This is a genomic window from Ensifer sp. 2TAB8 (assembly GCF_052115125.1).
Lineage (GTDB): Bacteria > Pseudomonadota > Alphaproteobacteria > Rhizobiales > Rhizobiaceae > Ensifer.
Genome location: NZ_JBFRGB010000014.1, coordinates 102335 through 116458, shown reverse-complemented (window position 1 = coordinate 116458; position 14124 = coordinate 102335). Strand labels below are relative to the sequence as shown.

17 protein-coding genes are annotated in these 14124 nt (G+C 62.3%); 12 read left to right on the top strand and 5 right to left on the bottom strand.

The window, feature by feature from the left end; all coding sequences use genetic code 11:
• Positions 1 to 143: 143 nt before the first annotated feature.
• The 5 genes from AB4Z53_RS22295 (at position 144) to pth (ending at position 6425) form a co-directional block, all read left to right on the top strand.
• Complete coding sequence (locus AB4Z53_RS22295; RefSeq protein WP_441597739.1) at positions 144 to 1325, top strand: benzoate/H(+) symporter BenE family transporter; 1182 nt, start codon at positions 144 to 146, stop codon at positions 1323 to 1325.
• A gap of 235 nt (positions 1326 to 1560) precedes the next feature.
• Positions 1561 to 2169, top strand: a complete 609-nt coding sequence (locus AB4Z53_RS22290; RefSeq protein ID WP_113535475.1) for a 50S ribosomal protein L25/general stress protein Ctc — start codon at positions 1561 to 1563, stop codon at positions 2167 to 2169.
• A 260-nt stretch (positions 2170 to 2429) separates the two neighbouring features.
• Complete coding sequence (locus AB4Z53_RS22285) at positions 2430 to 4811, top strand: putative bifunctional diguanylate cyclase/phosphodiesterase (protein WP_113535668.1); 2382 nt, start codon at positions 2430 to 2432, stop codon at positions 4809 to 4811.
• A gap of 92 nt (positions 4812 to 4903) precedes the next feature.
• A complete protein-coding gene (locus tag AB4Z53_RS22280; protein WP_441597738.1) occupies positions 4904 to 5638 on the top strand; it encodes a substrate-binding periplasmic protein in 735 nt (244 codons plus the stop codon).
• Between the two features lie 67 nt (positions 5639 to 5705).
• A complete protein-coding gene (gene pth, locus AB4Z53_RS22275) occupies positions 5706 to 6425 on the top strand; it encodes an aminoacyl-tRNA hydrolase (RefSeq protein WP_441597737.1) in 720 nt (239 codons plus the stop codon).
• A gap of 30 nt (positions 6426 to 6455) precedes the next feature.
• Here the strand turns inward: pth and AB4Z53_RS22270 are convergent, their stop codons facing one another.
• Positions 6456 to 7085 (bottom strand): TetR/AcrR family transcriptional regulator, encoded by a 630-nt coding sequence (locus AB4Z53_RS22270; protein ID WP_441597736.1) that lies wholly within the window; start codon positions 7083 to 7085, stop codon positions 6456 to 6458.
• Between the two features lie 121 nt (positions 7086 to 7206).
• Here AB4Z53_RS22270 and AB4Z53_RS22265 point away from each other — a divergent pair, with 121 nt between their 5' ends.
• Together AB4Z53_RS22265 and AB4Z53_RS22260 are read left to right on the top strand one after the other, a co-directional pair.
• Entirely contained in the window at positions 7207 to 7767 is a 561-nt protein-coding gene (locus tag AB4Z53_RS22265) for a GFA family protein (protein WP_441597735.1), read from the top strand.
• Positions 7751 to 8053, top strand: a complete 303-nt coding sequence (locus AB4Z53_RS22260) for a DUF6958 family protein (protein WP_441597734.1) — start codon at positions 7751 to 7753, stop codon at positions 8051 to 8053. Before AB4Z53_RS22265 ends, AB4Z53_RS22260 begins: the two co-directional genes overlap by 17 nt.
• 42 nt (positions 8054 to 8095) lie before the next feature.
• On the opposite strand, the gene clpS is transcribed toward AB4Z53_RS22260, so the two are convergent.
• Both clpS and AB4Z53_RS22250 read right to left on the bottom strand, forming a co-directional pair.
• Positions 8096 to 8407: an ATP-dependent Clp protease adapter ClpS gene (gene clpS / locus AB4Z53_RS22255; protein WP_057253114.1), complete on the bottom strand. Its 312-nt coding sequence runs from the start codon at positions 8405 to 8407 to the stop codon at positions 8096 to 8098.
• A 149-nt stretch (positions 8408 to 8556) separates the two neighbouring features.
• Positions 8557 to 9087 carry a hypothetical protein gene (locus AB4Z53_RS22250; protein WP_441597733.1) on the bottom strand — a complete coding sequence of 177 codons (531 nt, stop codon included), beginning with the start codon at positions 9085 to 9087 and terminating at the stop codon, positions 8557 to 8559.
• A 224-nt stretch (positions 9088 to 9311) separates the two neighbouring features.
• Here AB4Z53_RS22250 and ychF point away from each other — a divergent pair, with 224 nt between their 5' ends.
• Entirely contained in the window at positions 9312 to 10415 is a 1104-nt protein-coding gene (gene ychF / locus AB4Z53_RS22245; protein ID WP_113535480.1) for a redox-regulated ATPase YchF, read from the top strand.
• A gap of 59 nt (positions 10416 to 10474) precedes the next feature.
• Here the strand turns inward: ychF and AB4Z53_RS22240 are convergent, their stop codons facing one another.
• The gene (locus tag AB4Z53_RS22240) at positions 10475 to 11581 is read right to left on the bottom strand and encodes a hypothetical protein (protein WP_441597732.1); all 1107 of its coding nucleotides are present in this window, start codon (positions 11579 to 11581) and stop codon (positions 10475 to 10477) included.
• A gap of 181 nt (positions 11582 to 11762) precedes the next feature.
• Between AB4Z53_RS22240 and AB4Z53_RS22235 the strand changes: the two genes are divergently transcribed.
• The 3 genes from AB4Z53_RS22235 (at position 11763) to AB4Z53_RS22225 (ending at position 13089) form a co-directional block, all read left to right on the top strand.
• The gene (locus AB4Z53_RS22235; RefSeq protein WP_223725124.1) at positions 11763 to 12215 is read left to right on the top strand and encodes a MaoC family dehydratase; all 453 of its coding nucleotides are present in this window, start codon (positions 11763 to 11765) and stop codon (positions 12213 to 12215) included.
• The gene (locus tag AB4Z53_RS22230) at positions 12215 to 12685 is read left to right on the top strand and encodes a MaoC family dehydratase (RefSeq protein ID WP_113535482.1); all 471 of its coding nucleotides are present in this window, start codon (positions 12215 to 12217) and stop codon (positions 12683 to 12685) included. The genes AB4Z53_RS22235 and AB4Z53_RS22230 overlap by 1 nt, the downstream gene beginning before the upstream one ends.
• A 191-nt stretch (positions 12686 to 12876) precedes the next feature.
• Positions 12877 to 13089: a hypothetical protein gene (locus AB4Z53_RS22225; RefSeq protein WP_113535483.1), complete on the top strand. Its 213-nt coding sequence runs from the start codon at positions 12877 to 12879 to the stop codon at positions 13087 to 13089.
• Between the two features lie 51 nt (positions 13090 to 13140).
• Here the strand turns inward: AB4Z53_RS22225 and AB4Z53_RS22220 are convergent, their stop codons facing one another.
• The gene (locus tag AB4Z53_RS22220) at positions 13141 to 13683 is read right to left on the bottom strand and encodes an adenine phosphoribosyltransferase (protein WP_223725125.1); all 543 of its coding nucleotides are present in this window, start codon (positions 13681 to 13683) and stop codon (positions 13141 to 13143) included.
• A gap of 193 nt (positions 13684 to 13876) precedes the next feature.
• Between AB4Z53_RS22220 and AB4Z53_RS22215 the strand changes: the two genes are divergently transcribed.
• A complete protein-coding gene (locus tag AB4Z53_RS22215) occupies positions 13877 to 14062 on the top strand; it encodes a DUF1059 domain-containing protein (protein WP_223725126.1) in 186 nt (61 codons plus the stop codon).
• Positions 14063 to 14124 lie beyond the last annotated feature (62 nt).

Below are 14124 nucleotides of genomic sequence, written 5' to 3'. Positions count from 1 at the left end.
CCAGCCAGACGAAGGTTCGAGTGCGGCACCCGTCAGCGAGTTTGATCGGTGCATCACGCCGCCGATATCGACAGCGCGCGCGAATGTGATAGGCGAAAGGATCATATCGCCGCGACTCAACCCCACAACAGCCGGTTGCCGCCATGCTTCGTGACTTCTCGCTCCAGAGCCTCTTCATGGGCCTGCTGATCGCCTTCGTCGGCTTCGCCAGTTCCTTCGCCGTCGTGCTGCACGGTCTGACCGGCGTCGGCGCCAGCGAAGCGCAGGCCGCCTCGGGGCTGATGGCGCTGTCGATTTCGATGGGCGTCTGCGCGATCGTCATCAGCACCGTAACGCGGCTGCCGGTCAGCATCGCCTGGTCGACGCCGGGTGCCGCATTGCTCGCGAGTGCCGGCGTCGTCGAAGGCGGCTTCAACGCGGCCGTCGGCGCCTTTCTCCTCTGCGGGTTGCTCGTTGTCGTCGCCGGACTCTGGAAGCCGTTGGGCCGCCTGGTCTCGACCATCCCTGCCCCGCTCGCCAATGCCATGCTTGCCGGCGTGCTGCTCAGCCTCTGCTTCGCGCCGGTAAAGGCGATCGCCTTCAATCCGTTCTTTGGCTTGCCGATTCTTCTCGCCTGGGCCGTCGTCGGCAGCGTCAACAAGCTCTATGCGGTTCCGGCGGCACTCATCGCCTTCGTGCTGGTCATCGCCTTCGGCGTCGAAATCCCGGCGGGCGCGTTCTCGGCTCTATCCTCGGCGCTGGTGCCGACCGTGGAATTCGTGGCGCCGCAGTTCAATGTTGCGGCCATGGTCAGCATCGCCCTGCCGCTCTTCATCGTCACCATGGCCTCGCAGAACATTCCCGGCATCGCGGTGCTGAAGGTCAACGACTATCATCCCGCCCCCGGCCCGCTGTTTGCAACTACGGGCCTCTTTTCCATGCTGAGCGCCCCCTTCGGCGGGCACGCGGTCAATCTGGCCGCGATCACTGCCGCCATGTGCGCCGGCAGCGATTCCCACCCCGACCGCGCCCGGCGCTACTGGTCGGCCATCAATGCCGGGGCTTTCTACATTGTCTTCGGCCTGCTCGCAGGTGTCGTCACCACCTTCGTCAGCCTTGCACCTTCCATCCTGATCGAGGCGGTGGCGGGCCTCGCCCTCGTCGGCGCCTTCGCCAGTTCCGCCATGGCCGCCTTCACCGAGGCGAAGACCCGCGAAGCGGCTGCCATCACCTTCCTCGTGACAGCCTCCGGCGTCAGCTTCGGCGGTGTTTCCGGCGCATTCTGGGGGCTGATTGCCGGCGGCCTGATGCTGGCGCTCGCGCGCTTCACCGCGACAAAGGCTTGAGCGCACCGCAACTTCCCACTTGATCTCCGGCGCGACGTTGCCGCAAATCCGCTGTGCACTTTGGCGCGACATGCTTTAAAACCGCGGCAAAGCTTGCATTTGCGGGCGATCTCGTCTATGCACCGCCCCGTCCGCGTAGACACCCTTGGAGGCAACGCGGATGAAGCCCATGCGGCTTCGGTTCATCCGCACTGCCGGATGAGCTCTCCAGATTTAGACATAGAAAGGTCTACCCATGAGCCACGCAACTTATGAGCTCAAGGCCGAGACGCGCGAACGGGTTGGTAAGGGGTCCTCCCGTGAACTTCGTCGCAACGGTCTTATCCCGGCTGTCATCTACGGTGACAAGCAGGCCCCCCTTTCCATCGCACTCTCCACCAAGGAAGTGACGATGAAGATCCACGCCGGCGGTTTCATGACCACCGTCGCAACGATCGACGTCAACGGCGAAAAGATCCGCGTCCTGCCGAAGGACTACCAGCTGGATCCGGTCCGCGACTTCACCATGCATGTCGACTTCCTGCGCGTCTCCAAGGACAGCCAGGTTACCGTTGAAGTTCCGGTTCACTTCGTCAACGAAGAAAAGTCCCCGGGCCTGAAGGCTGGCGGAGTTCTGAACATCGTTCGCCACGAAGTCGAACTCAACGTTTCGGCTAACGACATTCCGGAATTCCTGACCGTCGATCTCTCCGGCCTCAAGGTCGGCGACGCCGTTCACATCTCCAACATCAAGCTGCCGAAGGGCGCGACCCCGGTTATCGCCGACCGCGACTTCACTGTTGCAACGATCGTTGCTCCGGCCGGTGGCGTGAAGGAAGAAGCCGAAGGTGAAGCAGAAGCCTGATTGGCTTTTGGGTGACTGGCGAAAGCCAGTCCCGCTACACTTCATCGAGAGCCCGTCCCATTCGCTTGGGGCGGGCTTTCTGCATTGGCGCACGGGCCCGCAGCCGCGCGACGCCAGCATCGCGTCTCATCATTTATCATGCCGCGATTTCAGCAACATTTAAGATTTTGATGATGTTCTTCAGGCGGGGAAACTGGGGCTCAGACTGAAGAGAATCCGAATATGAGATGCGTGGCAGCACCTTCCGGGGCGTGCATTCGATGATGCACTCCGTGGAGAACCGATTTATCGCGATTGTCTGTGGCGCAATGCTCGTGTTCATTGCCCCGCTGCTCGTCCTCTTCCTGAGCATTTCCAGCGATCGCATCGCGCGCGAGCGGATTCACAACATCGAACTGCTGATGGCCGCAAGCGCCGAGGCGCTCGGCAAGCCGATCTGGGACTTCGACAGCGACGGCATCAAGCATATCGCCCGATCGCTGATCAACGGCACCGATATCCTCTCCGTCACTGTCCGTGACCAGACCGGCTCCATCCTCGCCCAGATGCCGCTGGGCGGCGCCATACCCAGCGCAAAGGACCGGATCCTCAGCCTGCCCATTTCCTATCAATCCGTGGACGGGCTGAAGGAAGTCGGCCGCATCGAGGTAAGAGTTCCTACGCCCGGCCTTTTGTCGCAATTCAGCAGGGACGAGCTGGCGATCCTCGCCATTCTGCTTTTCGCAGTCGCGATCGTCTTTGCCGCCGCGCTTGTCGGCAATCGCTTCACGGTTATGCGCCCGCTGATGCGCCTGACCGCGGCGATCGAGGCGACCCGCCGGCTCGGCTCACGCCACCGCGTCGACTGGACCTCCGACGACGAAATGGGCGCGCTTGCCGCCAACTTCAACGAGATGCAGGACCGGCTCGAGCGTGAAGAGACGGAACTGAAAAGCGCGCACGAACGCGTCACCGATATCTACAACCTGACGCCCGCCATGCTGTTTTCGCTCGACGTCGACGGACGCCTGCTGGCCGTCAGCGACTACTGGCTGCTGGCGACCGGTTACGACCGCGACGACGTGATCGGCCGTGACTTCGTCGACTTCATCGATCAGCACTGGCACGAAACCTATCGCAGCCATGCCAAGACGATCGCCGTCGGCGACCATGAGATCCGCGAGGTCACCGTCTCCTTCCGCAAGTCGGACAGTGAGCTGATGACGGTGCTGATCCAGGAGACGAAGGCAACCGGCGAAGGCAGCCTGTCGCTGTCCGTGATGACCGATGTCACGGCGCTGAAGCAGGCGGAAAGCCGCAACCATACCCAGGCGATCACCGACCACCTCACGGGCCTCCTCAACCGGCAGGGGTTCGAGGCGGCACTCGACGACGCGATCCGGCAGGCTGACGAATGCGGCATGCAGCTCGGCTGCCTTTTCATCGACCTCGATCGCTTCAAGTGGATCAACGACAATTTCGGCCACGCGGCCGGCGACGAAGTGCTGCGCCACACGGTCGAGCTCATCCATGACGCGCTGCGCCCCGGCGACATCATGGCCCGCCTCGGCGGCGACGAATTCGCCATCCTGATTTCCGACCGGGACGCTGCGGCGCTCGCAAGCGAGATCGGCGAGCGTATCGTTTCGGCCCTGCACGAGCCGATGCCGATTGCCGGCAACGAACTCCTCGTCAGCGCCAGCGTCGGCATTTCGGTCTATCCGGCCCATGCGGAAAACGCCTCCGATCTGCTGCTGAAGGCCGACATGGCCATGTATGCGCGCAAGCACGACGGCAAGAACGGGCTGCAGCTGTTCGACGCCAGCATGCTCGACGCTTCCCGCGAACGCCATGAGATTGAACAGTGCATCGAGGCCGGGCTGAAAGACGACCATTTCGAGGCCTGGCTGCAGCCGATCGTCAGCCTTGCTGACGGGCAGATCGCCGGCTTTGAAGCGCTTATGCGCCTCAACCATCCGGAAAAGGGCCTGATGCCGCCCGGCAAGATCATCGGCATCGCCGAGGAAACCGGTACCATCGCCCGCATCGGCGACCGCATCCTCGAAAAGGCGATCCGGCATCTGGCGGCCATCTCCGAGCTGGACGGCACCCAGAACACCTATCTGGCCGTCAACTTCTCGCCGCTGCAATTCGAGCTGACGCTGCCGCACAAGCTCGCAGCGCTGCTCCTGAAGCACCACATTTCGCCAAGCCGGATCGTCGTCGAGATCACCGAAGCGGTGCTCATGCTCGACAATCCGGAAGTGCACGCCGTGTTGAAGCAGCTCAACGAATTCGGCTGCCGCATCGCACTCGACGATTTCGGCACCGGCTATTCGTCGCTGAGCTATCTCAACCGTTTCCCGGTCGATATCGTCAAGGTCGACCAGTCCTTCACCCGTTCGCTGAGTTCCGGCACCGCCGATATCCGGCGCAAGAGCCGCATGCTGATCAAGGGCATCCGCACCATCTCGCATCAGATGGGCTGCACCGTCGTCGCCGAAGGTATCGAGACGAAGGAGCAATGGCAGCTCCTGCGCAAGCTGGGCGTCGATTGCGGCCAGGGCTATCTCTTCAGCCGACCGATGCAGATCGACAGCATGCTGAAGATGCTTGAAAGCGACTCGGAAGCAAAGGCGACGGCAGCAGACAAGCGGGCATGACGCCGGCGCCAGCGGTCGCGATCCCGATGGAGGTTCGGGACGCGGGCATACCGCACCGACACCGCAACATGCGGCGAAAAGGAGGAACGCACGTGAAGGCGCTGATCCCATTATTTTTCCTCGGTCTCTTCACGACCGCGGAGGCGCAGACGATCAAGTTCGTCACCGAGGAGTATCCGCCTTACAATTTCTCGACCGAAAACGGTCCGAGCGGCGCTGCCGTCGATCAGGTCAAGCTGATCATGGAACGTCTGAAACAGCCCTATACGATCGAGGTTCTGCCGTGGGCGAGAGCCTTCATGCTCGCCGAAACCGATCCCGCCTATTGCGTTTTCACGACCGGCCACGACGCCGAACGTGACGGGAAGTTCCAATGGGTCGAGCCGCTGCTGGTCGATCATATGGTCATGGTTCGCCATGCCGGCTCCGACATAGCGCCGGTTTCACTGGAGGCGGCACGCCAGTACTCCGTGGGCACGCAGCGCGAGGACTTCTCCGCAACCTATCTCAGGGACCACGGCTTTCCGAAGATCGACTATGCCGCAAATCTCGAATCCAGCCTGAAGAAGCTGATCGCCGGACGCGTCGATCTGCTGATGACGTCGGAGAAGACCTTCCAGAGCATGCGCGCCGAAGGCAAGCCGGTCGAACCGGCACTGGTTCTCGAAGGCAAGCTCTATGGCATCGCCTGCCACCGCGATGTGTCGCGGGCAACCATCGCCGCCATGCAGCGCGAACTGGACCGGTTGATTGGCAACGGCACCCAGGACGAGATCTTCAAGCACTACGGCCTCACGCCGAACGCCATCCTGCGCGCCGAGAAATAAGCGTTGACTTCCCCCCGGCGCGATGATTTTGGATGGCCCCATCCCGAAATCATCGACGCGTGACGACATGCTGATCATCGTAGGGCTTGGCAATCCAGGTTCGAAATACGCCGCCAACCGGCACAATATCGGCTTCATGGCGGTCGACGTCATCCACCGCCGCCATGGCTTTGCCTCCTGGTCGAAGAAATTCAAGGCCGAGATCGCCGAGGGCGAGATCGCCGGCGAACGCGTGCTGCTGATGAAGCCGCAGACCTTCATGAACCTGTCCGGCGAAGCGGTCGGCGAGGCCATGCGCTTCTACAAGCTGCAGCCGAAGGACATCACCGTCATCTACGACGAGCTCGACCTGCCGGCCGCCAAGGCGCGGATCAAGGTTGGCGGCGGCCACGGCGGCCACAACGGCATCAAGTCGATGGACGCCCATTGCGGCAAGGACTACCGGCGCCTGCGGCTCGGCATCGGCCATCCCGGCGTCAAGGATCTGGTGCACGCTTATGTGCTCGGCGATTTCGCTAAGGTCGACCAGGTCTGGCTGGTGCCGCTGCTCGACGCCATCGCCGACAACGCCGACATGTTGGTGCGCGGCGAGGATTCCCAGCTTCTGAACAAGATCGCGCTCGCGACCGGCGGCAAGCCGGAAGCGGAAAAAGCCGAAGGCCCGAAGAAGCAGGGTGCGCAGTCGCATATCCACCAGGCGCGCAACGCTGCCCAGCCGAAGAAGCTGCCGACGACCGGTCCAATGGCCGACATGCTGAAGAAGATGTTCGGCTCGAAGGGCGACTGAGCATCATCATTCCCTGCCCGATATCGGCGTCTAGCTCGCCTTGTGGGCCGCAAGGAAAATCCGCACCGCTTCCGCAGCATGCGCCTGCAGTGCCCGAGGTGTCGGGATCGCGCCGTCGCCAAGCAGCATGGCGTCGTTGACCGGCCCGCCCATGACCAGCCAGTTGAAGAACCCCCCGGCGACCTCGGCATCCCTCACCAGGATGTCGCCCTTCTCGCCATAGCGCTTGAAGGCGACGGCAAGCCGCCGGATCGAGCGCATCGGTCCGCGCTCGTGCAGCGCTTCGCCGAGTTGCGGAAAACGTTCGACCTCGGCGATGACAAGGCGACGAACCTGCATCAGCCGCGGCGTCATCACGATCGTCAGCAGTTGCGTCGCATAGTCGAGCAGGAAATCCTCGATCGGCTCGTCGCCATCGGGGTCGGCGACCTGCTCCTGGAACTCGTCGCCCGCCCCGCCCGTCATGCTGCGCACGACCTCAAGAAACAGCGCTTCCTTGCTCTGGAAATGGGAATAGACGGTCTGCTTCGACACTTCAGCGGTCGCGGCGATCTCGTCCATGTTGGTGCCGAGAAAGCCGTGCTTCAGGAAAAGGTCGCTCGCCGCAGCCACGATCGCCTTGCGGGTGCGCTCCATGCGCGTCTTTGCGCCGTTGCTCAATGTTGCCCCCTCTCCTTGCCATACGTCACCAAATCACTTGCCGCCCAGGATAGGCCAGTCGGATTGACAAATCAAACTGGACGGTCCAGTCTAGTTAGTGAGATGCGATCGGGAGAGGGTCATGGCCAAACCACAAGCAAGAAATCGGATTGCCGCCTGCCGCTGCGGGCTGGTTGCCTTTGAAGCCGTCGGCGAGCCGATCGTCGGCGCCGCCTGCTACTGCACCAGTTGCCGCACCGCCGGCGAGCGTTTCGAGGCTCTCCCCGAAGCGTCACCGGTCATGGAAGCCGACGGCTCGACGCGCTTTGCGCTCTACCGCAAGGACAGGATCCGCTGCGTCAGGGGTAGCGACCTCTTGCGCGAGCATCGGTTGACGCCCGAGGCGCCCACACGCAGGGTGATCGCAAGCTGCTGCAACGCCGCCATGTTCCTGGAATTCAAGGGTGGCCACTGGCTGAGCGTCTACAACCAGCGCTTCGCCCCGGATGAACAGCCGCCGCTCGAAATGCGGACGATGACGAAGGATCGCAGGGCCGGCGTCGAGTTCGCCGACACGCTACCGAACTACAAGACACATTCCGGTCGGTTCATGTGGCGGCTTTTGACCGCCTGGGCGGCGATGGGGTTCAAGGCACCCAAGATCGACTATGTGAAAGGCGAGGCCAATGGCATCCCAGGCTGAGAAGATCGAAGTCGAAAACATCGTTTCGCCCGGTCACAAATATCGCGTCGACCGGGTGAAATACGAGGCGATGCGTGAAGCCCTGCTCGCGGTACTGCCGCCATCCGCGCCGGGATTGACCGTGGCGGAAGCGAAGGAACGGCTGCTGCCGTTGCTGCCGCAGGATCTTTTCCCCGGGGGCGCAAAAGCCGGCTGGTGGCTGAAGGCGGTTCAGCTCGATCTCGAAGCCAAGGGCACGATCGAGCGGGAAGCGAGCAAGCCGCTTCGGCTGCACAAGAAAGCGTAAGGCAGACTGGTGCTACCCCACACATCCCCACAGGGCCGCTCGCTATTCTTCGGGCTCGGTGGTGAAGAGCAGCGGAAAGCCCGCTTCCTTGGCGAGATCCGTCGCCGCCTTGGCCTTGGTTTCCGCGATGTCGCGCACACAAACGACGACCACCGAAGTGCCCATCTTGTGCGCCGTCATCATCACCCGGTAGCCGGCCTCCTCGCTCATATGGAAAACGGCCTTGAGCACGCCGACGACGAACTCGCGCGGCGTGTAATCGTCATTGAGCAACATGACCTTGTAAAGCTTCGGCCGTTCGAGCTTCGGCTTCACCTTCACTTTAACTTTTCTGGCAACCTCGTTGTCACTCATCGGAACCACCCCGTTGATGACAGAATGCAGCAAATCTGAGCGTTGCAGCGGCCTTGGCGCGTCTCGAAAGGACAGGGCGCTGTAGCCGCACTATCCTACGGGCAGAGATGCCGATCAAGCAAAAGCAGATTGAACGGCGCCAGCGTCGGTCAACGGTACGGCCGATGACCGACGAACATCGCTGCCGCCGCGTCATAGGAGCGGGCGCGCGCCAACGCCGCCTCGGGCGTCTGCTTGCGTGCAAGAAGCGCGTGGTGGAAGCAATGCACGAAGAGTGGCGCATCGGCCCCTTCAGGCGAACCGTCCGGAGCGACATAGAGCGCCGCGCCGCCCTTTTCGACAAAGGCGTCGCCAAAGGCCTTGCCGCCGGTCTCGCAGCAGGTGCTAAGCACGATCTTGCCATCGAGCCTGGCGTGTTGGGCGACGACCGCGGGCGGCAGGCTGCCTTCGACCAGCATCGAGGTGTCGATTTCCTCGATGTAGTCGCCGAAGGCGAAGCCGTTCTCGTCGCCGTGGCCCGAGATGACCAAATGCTGATGGACGAGCTCGCCGCCGGCCAGAAGGGTCAGGAAATCCCCCGGCGTGCCCGGCAGATGCAGGGTGACGACGGCACCGAGACTTTCCAACGTGGCGCGGATCAGCAACGCCTCGAGCGTATCGCCGATATCGACGACGGCCACCGGCACACGTGGAAACAGGAATTCTGGTCGATCAATGCGGGCTCCCCAGATTTCTTGCCGCCGCAACAAGGCCGGCGGAATTCTGAGCGCATATGCGGCCCGAAGAGCACGCCTTCAACGGCCGGAACCCCTTATTTACCGTGAACAGGGCCTGCGCCCTTGACCGGGGAGCGCCCTTCCCGCATAGCCACGCCAACGGAATTTTAAGATACGGACGAGACCCCATGGGCTTCAAATGCGGTATTGTTGGGCTGCCGAACGTCGGCAAGTCCACGCTCTTCAACGCACTCACCAAGACGGCAGCGGCGCAAGCGGCCAACTATCCCTTCTGCACGATCGAGCCGAACACCGGCGAAGTAGCGGTGCCGGACCCGCGCATGCGCAAGCTTGCCGACATCGCCAAGTCGAAGGAAATCATCCCGACGCGCATCTCCTTCGTCGACATCGCCGGCCTGGTGCGCGGCGCGTCGAAGGGCGAAGGCCTCGGCAACCAGTTCCTCGCTAATATCCGCGAAGTGGACGCCGTGGTTCACGTGCTGCGCTGCTTCGAAGATGACGACATCACCCACGTCGAAGGCCGCATCAACCCGGTCGCCGACGCCGAGACGATCGAGACCGAGCTGATGCTCGCCGACCTCGAGAGCCTGGAACGCCGCACCGAGCAGACCCGCAAGCGCGCCGTCGGCAAGGACAAGGATTCGATGGCACAGCTTCCGATCATGGAAGCCTCGCTGAAGCTTCTGCAGGACGGCAAGCCAGTCCGCACGCTGCTTTCGACGCTCGACGCTGAAGAACTGCGCATCCTGCAGGGCCTCAACCTTCTGACCGCCCATCCGGTTCTCTACGTCTGCAACGTCGCCGAAAGTGACGCCGTCGACGGCAATGAACACACCCGCGCGGTTGCCGAAATGGCAAAGGCGCAAGGCGCCGAGAGCGTCGTGATCTCCGCTGCCATCGAGTCGGAAGTGGCACAACTGCCGGAAGAAGAAGCCAAGGAGTTCCTCGGCGCGCTTGGCCTGGAAGAAGCCGGTCTGGACCGCCTGATCCGTGCCGGCTACAAGCTGCTCGACCTCATCACCTACTTCACCGTCGGCCCGAAGGAAACGCGCGCCTGGACGATCCAGCGCGGCACCAAGGCACCGCAGGCGGCCGGCGTCATCCACACCGACTTCGAGCGCGGCTTCATCCGCGCCAATACCATTGCGTTTGACGATTACATCGCGCTCGGCGGCGAAACCGGCGCCAAGGAAGCCGGCAAGGCTCGCGACGAAGGCAAGGAATACGTCGTCCAGGACGGCGACGTCATCCACTTCCGCTTCAACACGTAAGGCCTGTCGGTCCGATCCCGCACTCGAGGCGCGGGATCGGAGAGCATCAGGACTTGATACTACGGCGCGGCATGCAACCGCGCCGTTATCGTTTCCGGCAAAAGGTCGATGACCATGCGGCGCAGCCGCTGCCAGAAAATGCCGATGAACAATACCGTCACCCCGACGACCGCCAGGGCGATGAAGACGTAGCTGTCGAGCGACGCATTGGTCTTGCTCAGCACGGTCCAGATCGCGCCGCCCAGCGACAACAGCCCTGATGTGACGAAGGCGCGGCGGTCGATGACGAGCCCGACCAGCATGAACGCGGCGACGATCACAATGGCGGAAGCGGCCTGATTGAAGCTCGCCTGTCCATCCCACCATGTGGCGCTGCCATTGGCCAGGAACACCAGTCCCATCAGCGAGTAGAGCAGAGCCGGCGCGGCTGCGAGGTGCAGCCAGAAGGCGATGTCCGAACGAGTGGTGAGCCGCTGCGGGTCCGAAATGTCGTAGCGCATGGCGATCGCGAACACGGTCATCGCCCCCACGAACAGGGTCAGCGGAAAGAGCAGGACGTGGTCGGGGTTGGCAACGTCGATACCGAAGACCTTCTGGAAGGCGATGAGCACCGCCACCACGCAGAGCATCGCGATCGACAGCACCAGACCGGCCAGTGCCAGCGGAACGCGGTAGCGCCAGTAGAACAGCGCCAGCGGGATCGGGAAGGCAGCAACATAGGCCAGGCCGAACGTCAGGGGGTGCCAGGCTTCCCCATGATCGTCCACGAACCACATCGACGTCATCGCGACCCAGTGGACAAGCGCCAGCGTCAGCACCACCGAGGGCAGCGCCAGTCGCTGGCGCCGCACGAGAATTTCTGCAAGCACGAGAATGACCGGCAGCGTTGCGAGTGGACCGGTCAAGCCCCACAGGCCGATGAGGACGACCACGACGCCGATCGTGATCAGGATATCGTGGAAACCTCTGATGAATCGGGGCTGCTCGCTGTCTTCGGCCGCCCGCGCATCGAGCGCGGCGTCAGCCCTGTCGGCTGCGGCATCTGATGCTGCCGGACCGAAACGGAAGCCGCGATCGGCAAGATAGACTTCGAGATCCCGCACCTGATGTGCAGAGATGATCCCTTTTTCGGCAGCGCCGGCGAGCGCTCTGTTCAGTTCGGTCACGAATGCTCCTCGATCAAGCGCCAGCGACTGCGGCGACAAGACAGGAGGTTGCATGAACCTCCGGCACGCGCAACCTGGAAATTCACCCCACTCCGCAGCAACAGCGCCCCTCAAAATGGATTCCGCTTCAGGAAATTATACAGTAGGTAGACGGCAGCAAATCAGACGGGACAACGCAAGCATGCTGTATTTCGAAGATTTTTCCGAGGGGCGACGCTTCGACTACAAGCCGGTCGAAATGAAGCCGGCGGAAATGATCGCGTTTGCCAGCGAGTTCGACCAGCAACCGATGCATCTCGACGAGGAAGCCGGAAAACGCAGCATTCTCGGCGGTCTCGCCGCCTCCGGCTGGCACACCAGCGCGATCGGCATGCGCATGATGCTCGATGCCTTCATGGGCAACTCGACGTCCCAGGGCTCGCCCGGCATCGATTTCATGGACTGGAGAAAACCGGTTATCGCCGGCGATGTCCTCAACGGTTTCAGCCTCGTGCTCGAGGCGCGGCGTTCGAGGTCGAAGCCCGATCTCGGCATCGTCAAATTCCGCAACGAAATCACCAACCAGGCCGGTGAGCCCGTAGCGGTCTCCGAATGCACCGTTCTCTTCCGCTGCCGCGAGAAGGGCAGATCCTGATGATGACGATGGAAGAATTCTACGCGGCCAAGAGCAAGACCGCCATCGGGACCCTGGCCTTTACGGCCGAGGACATCATTCGCTTTGCCCGTGACTTCGATCCGCAGCCCTTTCATCTCGATGAAGAGGCGGCGCGGCATTCGCTGTTCGGCGGCCTTTGTGCTTCGGGCTGGCACACTTGCGCCGGCTGGATGCAGTGCTTCGTCCGCTTCTGGAAAAATGAGCAGCGCCGGCTTGCCGCCGAGGGCCTGCGTGCACCCAATCTCGGCCCCTCGCCCGGCTTCCGCGATCTCAAGTGGTTGAAGCCGGTCTATGCCGGAGACACGGTCACCTATTTCGTGACCTTCCTCGATAGCCGCTCACTCACCTCGAAGCCTGGCTGGCGGATCAACACCATCCTTTGCGAGGGCGACAACCAGCACGGCGAGCCGGTGATCCGCTTCGAGAGCAAGGTCATCGAGTTCGTCTGACGGCGCGAGAGTTTCCGGCACACGGGGTCTTTTCAGACGCCTGAGTGTCGCCGCAACACCTTGAACTGCCTCAGCTCCTTAAATTCGCCTCTGACCAGGCGCAGAGTACTCATCTGCAGGCAAGGTTGCGCACCTCGGCCGCATCTCCAGCGGCTTGAGGCCGGCGAACCGCTCGGACCGGAGGAGCAGCCATGGAAAGAACCCATGTCCGCGAACTGGCGGACGAATATGTGCGTCTCGGCGGTCACCGTCGTGTCGTCATAGACGATAACGAGACATCGGTCAGAAGCTGGGAAGAAGAGCCGCCGGAAGCCGAAAGCTTCTGGCAGAAGGAAGTGGAAACACTGCCGCTGGCAACACAGCGTGAGGTCCAGCTGATGTTGCGGACGATCAATCGTCTCTAGGCTCGACGAGGGAAAGGGTACGATTTAGGCCCGCACCCGTTCCGGGGCCGATCAATGGCCTTCGAATTCGATCAGCGTGCGGACATTGACGCCGAGCGCTTCGAGCTTCTTGCGTCCACCGAGTTCGGGCAGATCGATGACGAAGCAGGCGGCGACGATATCGGCACCCATCTGTTTCAGAAGCTTGGTGGCCGCTTCCGCCGTACCGCCGGTCGCAATCAGGTCGTCGACGAGGATTACCTTCTCGCCCGGCTTGATCGCGTCCTTATGCATTTCCATCTCGTCGACGCCGTATTCCAGGCTGTAGGCGATGCGCACGGTGTCGTGCGGCAGCTTGCCCTTCTTGCGGATCGGCACGAAGCCCGAGGAAAGCTGGTGCGCAATCGCGCCACCGAGGATGAAACCGCGCGCTTCAATGCCGGCGATCTTGTCGATCTTGGTCCCGGCATAGGGATGCACCAGTTCGTCGATCGCGCGGCGAAATGCGCGCGGATTGCCGAGCAGCGTGGTGATATCGCGAAACATCACGCCCGGCTTCGGATAATCAGGAATGTTCCGGATGGCCGAGATCAGTTCCGATTGAACGGTGGTCATGGGCAAAAGGGCCTTTGCGTCTCTTGTTACCGCAAACCCATAACACCATCGGCCCGCTTGTCGATAACGGTTTCTTCTCGCGTCGACGGCGGGAACAATTGGCCGTCCCGGGGGTTGATGCTACTCTATTCGTGCGGTCGCCCGACCGGCGCGCCGCGCTCTCGCATCAAACTTACACAGGGAAGGAAGCACCATGCGCCTGTTTGAATGCGGTTCCCTCGTCCCGGGTTGCGAATGGCACACGCGCGCCGACAACGATGCCGAAATCGTGCGCCGCGTCGTCGAGCACATGCGCGAAACGCACGGCGAAACCGTCATCCGCGAAAATATGATCGATAACATCAAGGCCCGGATTACCGACGAATCCAAGGCGGCTTAGCAGTCCTCAAGGCGGCTTGCCGTCCTCAAGGCGGCTTTGCCGTCCTGCGTGCGAACCAAGTC

What these genes read in the sequence shown, in the direction of transcription:
- AB4Z53_RS22295 (WP_441597739.1), top strand. Translation starts at nt 144, where the DNA reads ATGCTTCGTGACTTCTCGCTCCAGAGCCTCTTCATGGGCCTGCTGATC.
- AB4Z53_RS22290 (WP_113535475.1), top strand. Translation starts at nt 1,561, where the DNA reads ATGAGCCACGCAACTTATGAGCTCAAGGCCGAGACGCGCGAACGGGTT.
- AB4Z53_RS22285 (WP_113535668.1), top strand. Translation starts at nt 2,430, where the DNA reads ATGATGCACTCCGTGGAGAACCGATTTATCGCGATTGTCTGTGGCGCA.
- pth (WP_441597737.1), top strand. Translation starts at nt 5,706, where the DNA reads ATGCTGATCATCGTAGGGCTTGGCAATCCAGGTTCGAAATACGCCGCC.
- AB4Z53_RS22265 (WP_441597735.1), top strand. Translation starts at nt 7,207, where the DNA reads ATGGCCAAACCACAAGCAAGAAATCGGATTGCCGCCTGCCGCTGCGGG.
- AB4Z53_RS22260 (WP_441597734.1), top strand. Translation starts at nt 7,751, where the DNA reads ATGGCATCCCAGGCTGAGAAGATCGAAGTCGAAAACATCGTTTCGCCC.
- clpS (WP_057253114.1), bottom strand. Translation starts at nt 8,407, where the DNA reads ATGAGTGACAACGAGGTTGCCAGAAAAGTTAAAGTGAAGGTGAAGCCG.
- ychF (WP_113535480.1), top strand. Translation starts at nt 9,312, where the DNA reads ATGGGCTTCAAATGCGGTATTGTTGGGCTGCCGAACGTCGGCAAGTCC.
- AB4Z53_RS22235 (WP_223725124.1), top strand. Translation starts at nt 11,763, where the DNA reads ATGCTGTATTTCGAAGATTTTTCCGAGGGGCGACGCTTCGACTACAAG.
- AB4Z53_RS22230 (WP_113535482.1), top strand. Translation starts at nt 12,215, where the DNA reads ATGATGACGATGGAAGAATTCTACGCGGCCAAGAGCAAGACCGCCATC.
- AB4Z53_RS22225 (WP_113535483.1), top strand. Translation starts at nt 12,877, where the DNA reads ATGGAAAGAACCCATGTCCGCGAACTGGCGGACGAATATGTGCGTCTC.
- AB4Z53_RS22220 (WP_223725125.1), bottom strand. Translation starts at nt 13,683, where the DNA reads ATGACCACCGTTCAATCGGAACTGATCTCGGCCATCCGGAACATTCCT.
- AB4Z53_RS22215 (WP_223725126.1), top strand. Translation starts at nt 13,877, where the DNA reads ATGCGCCTGTTTGAATGCGGTTCCCTCGTCCCGGGTTGCGAATGGCAC.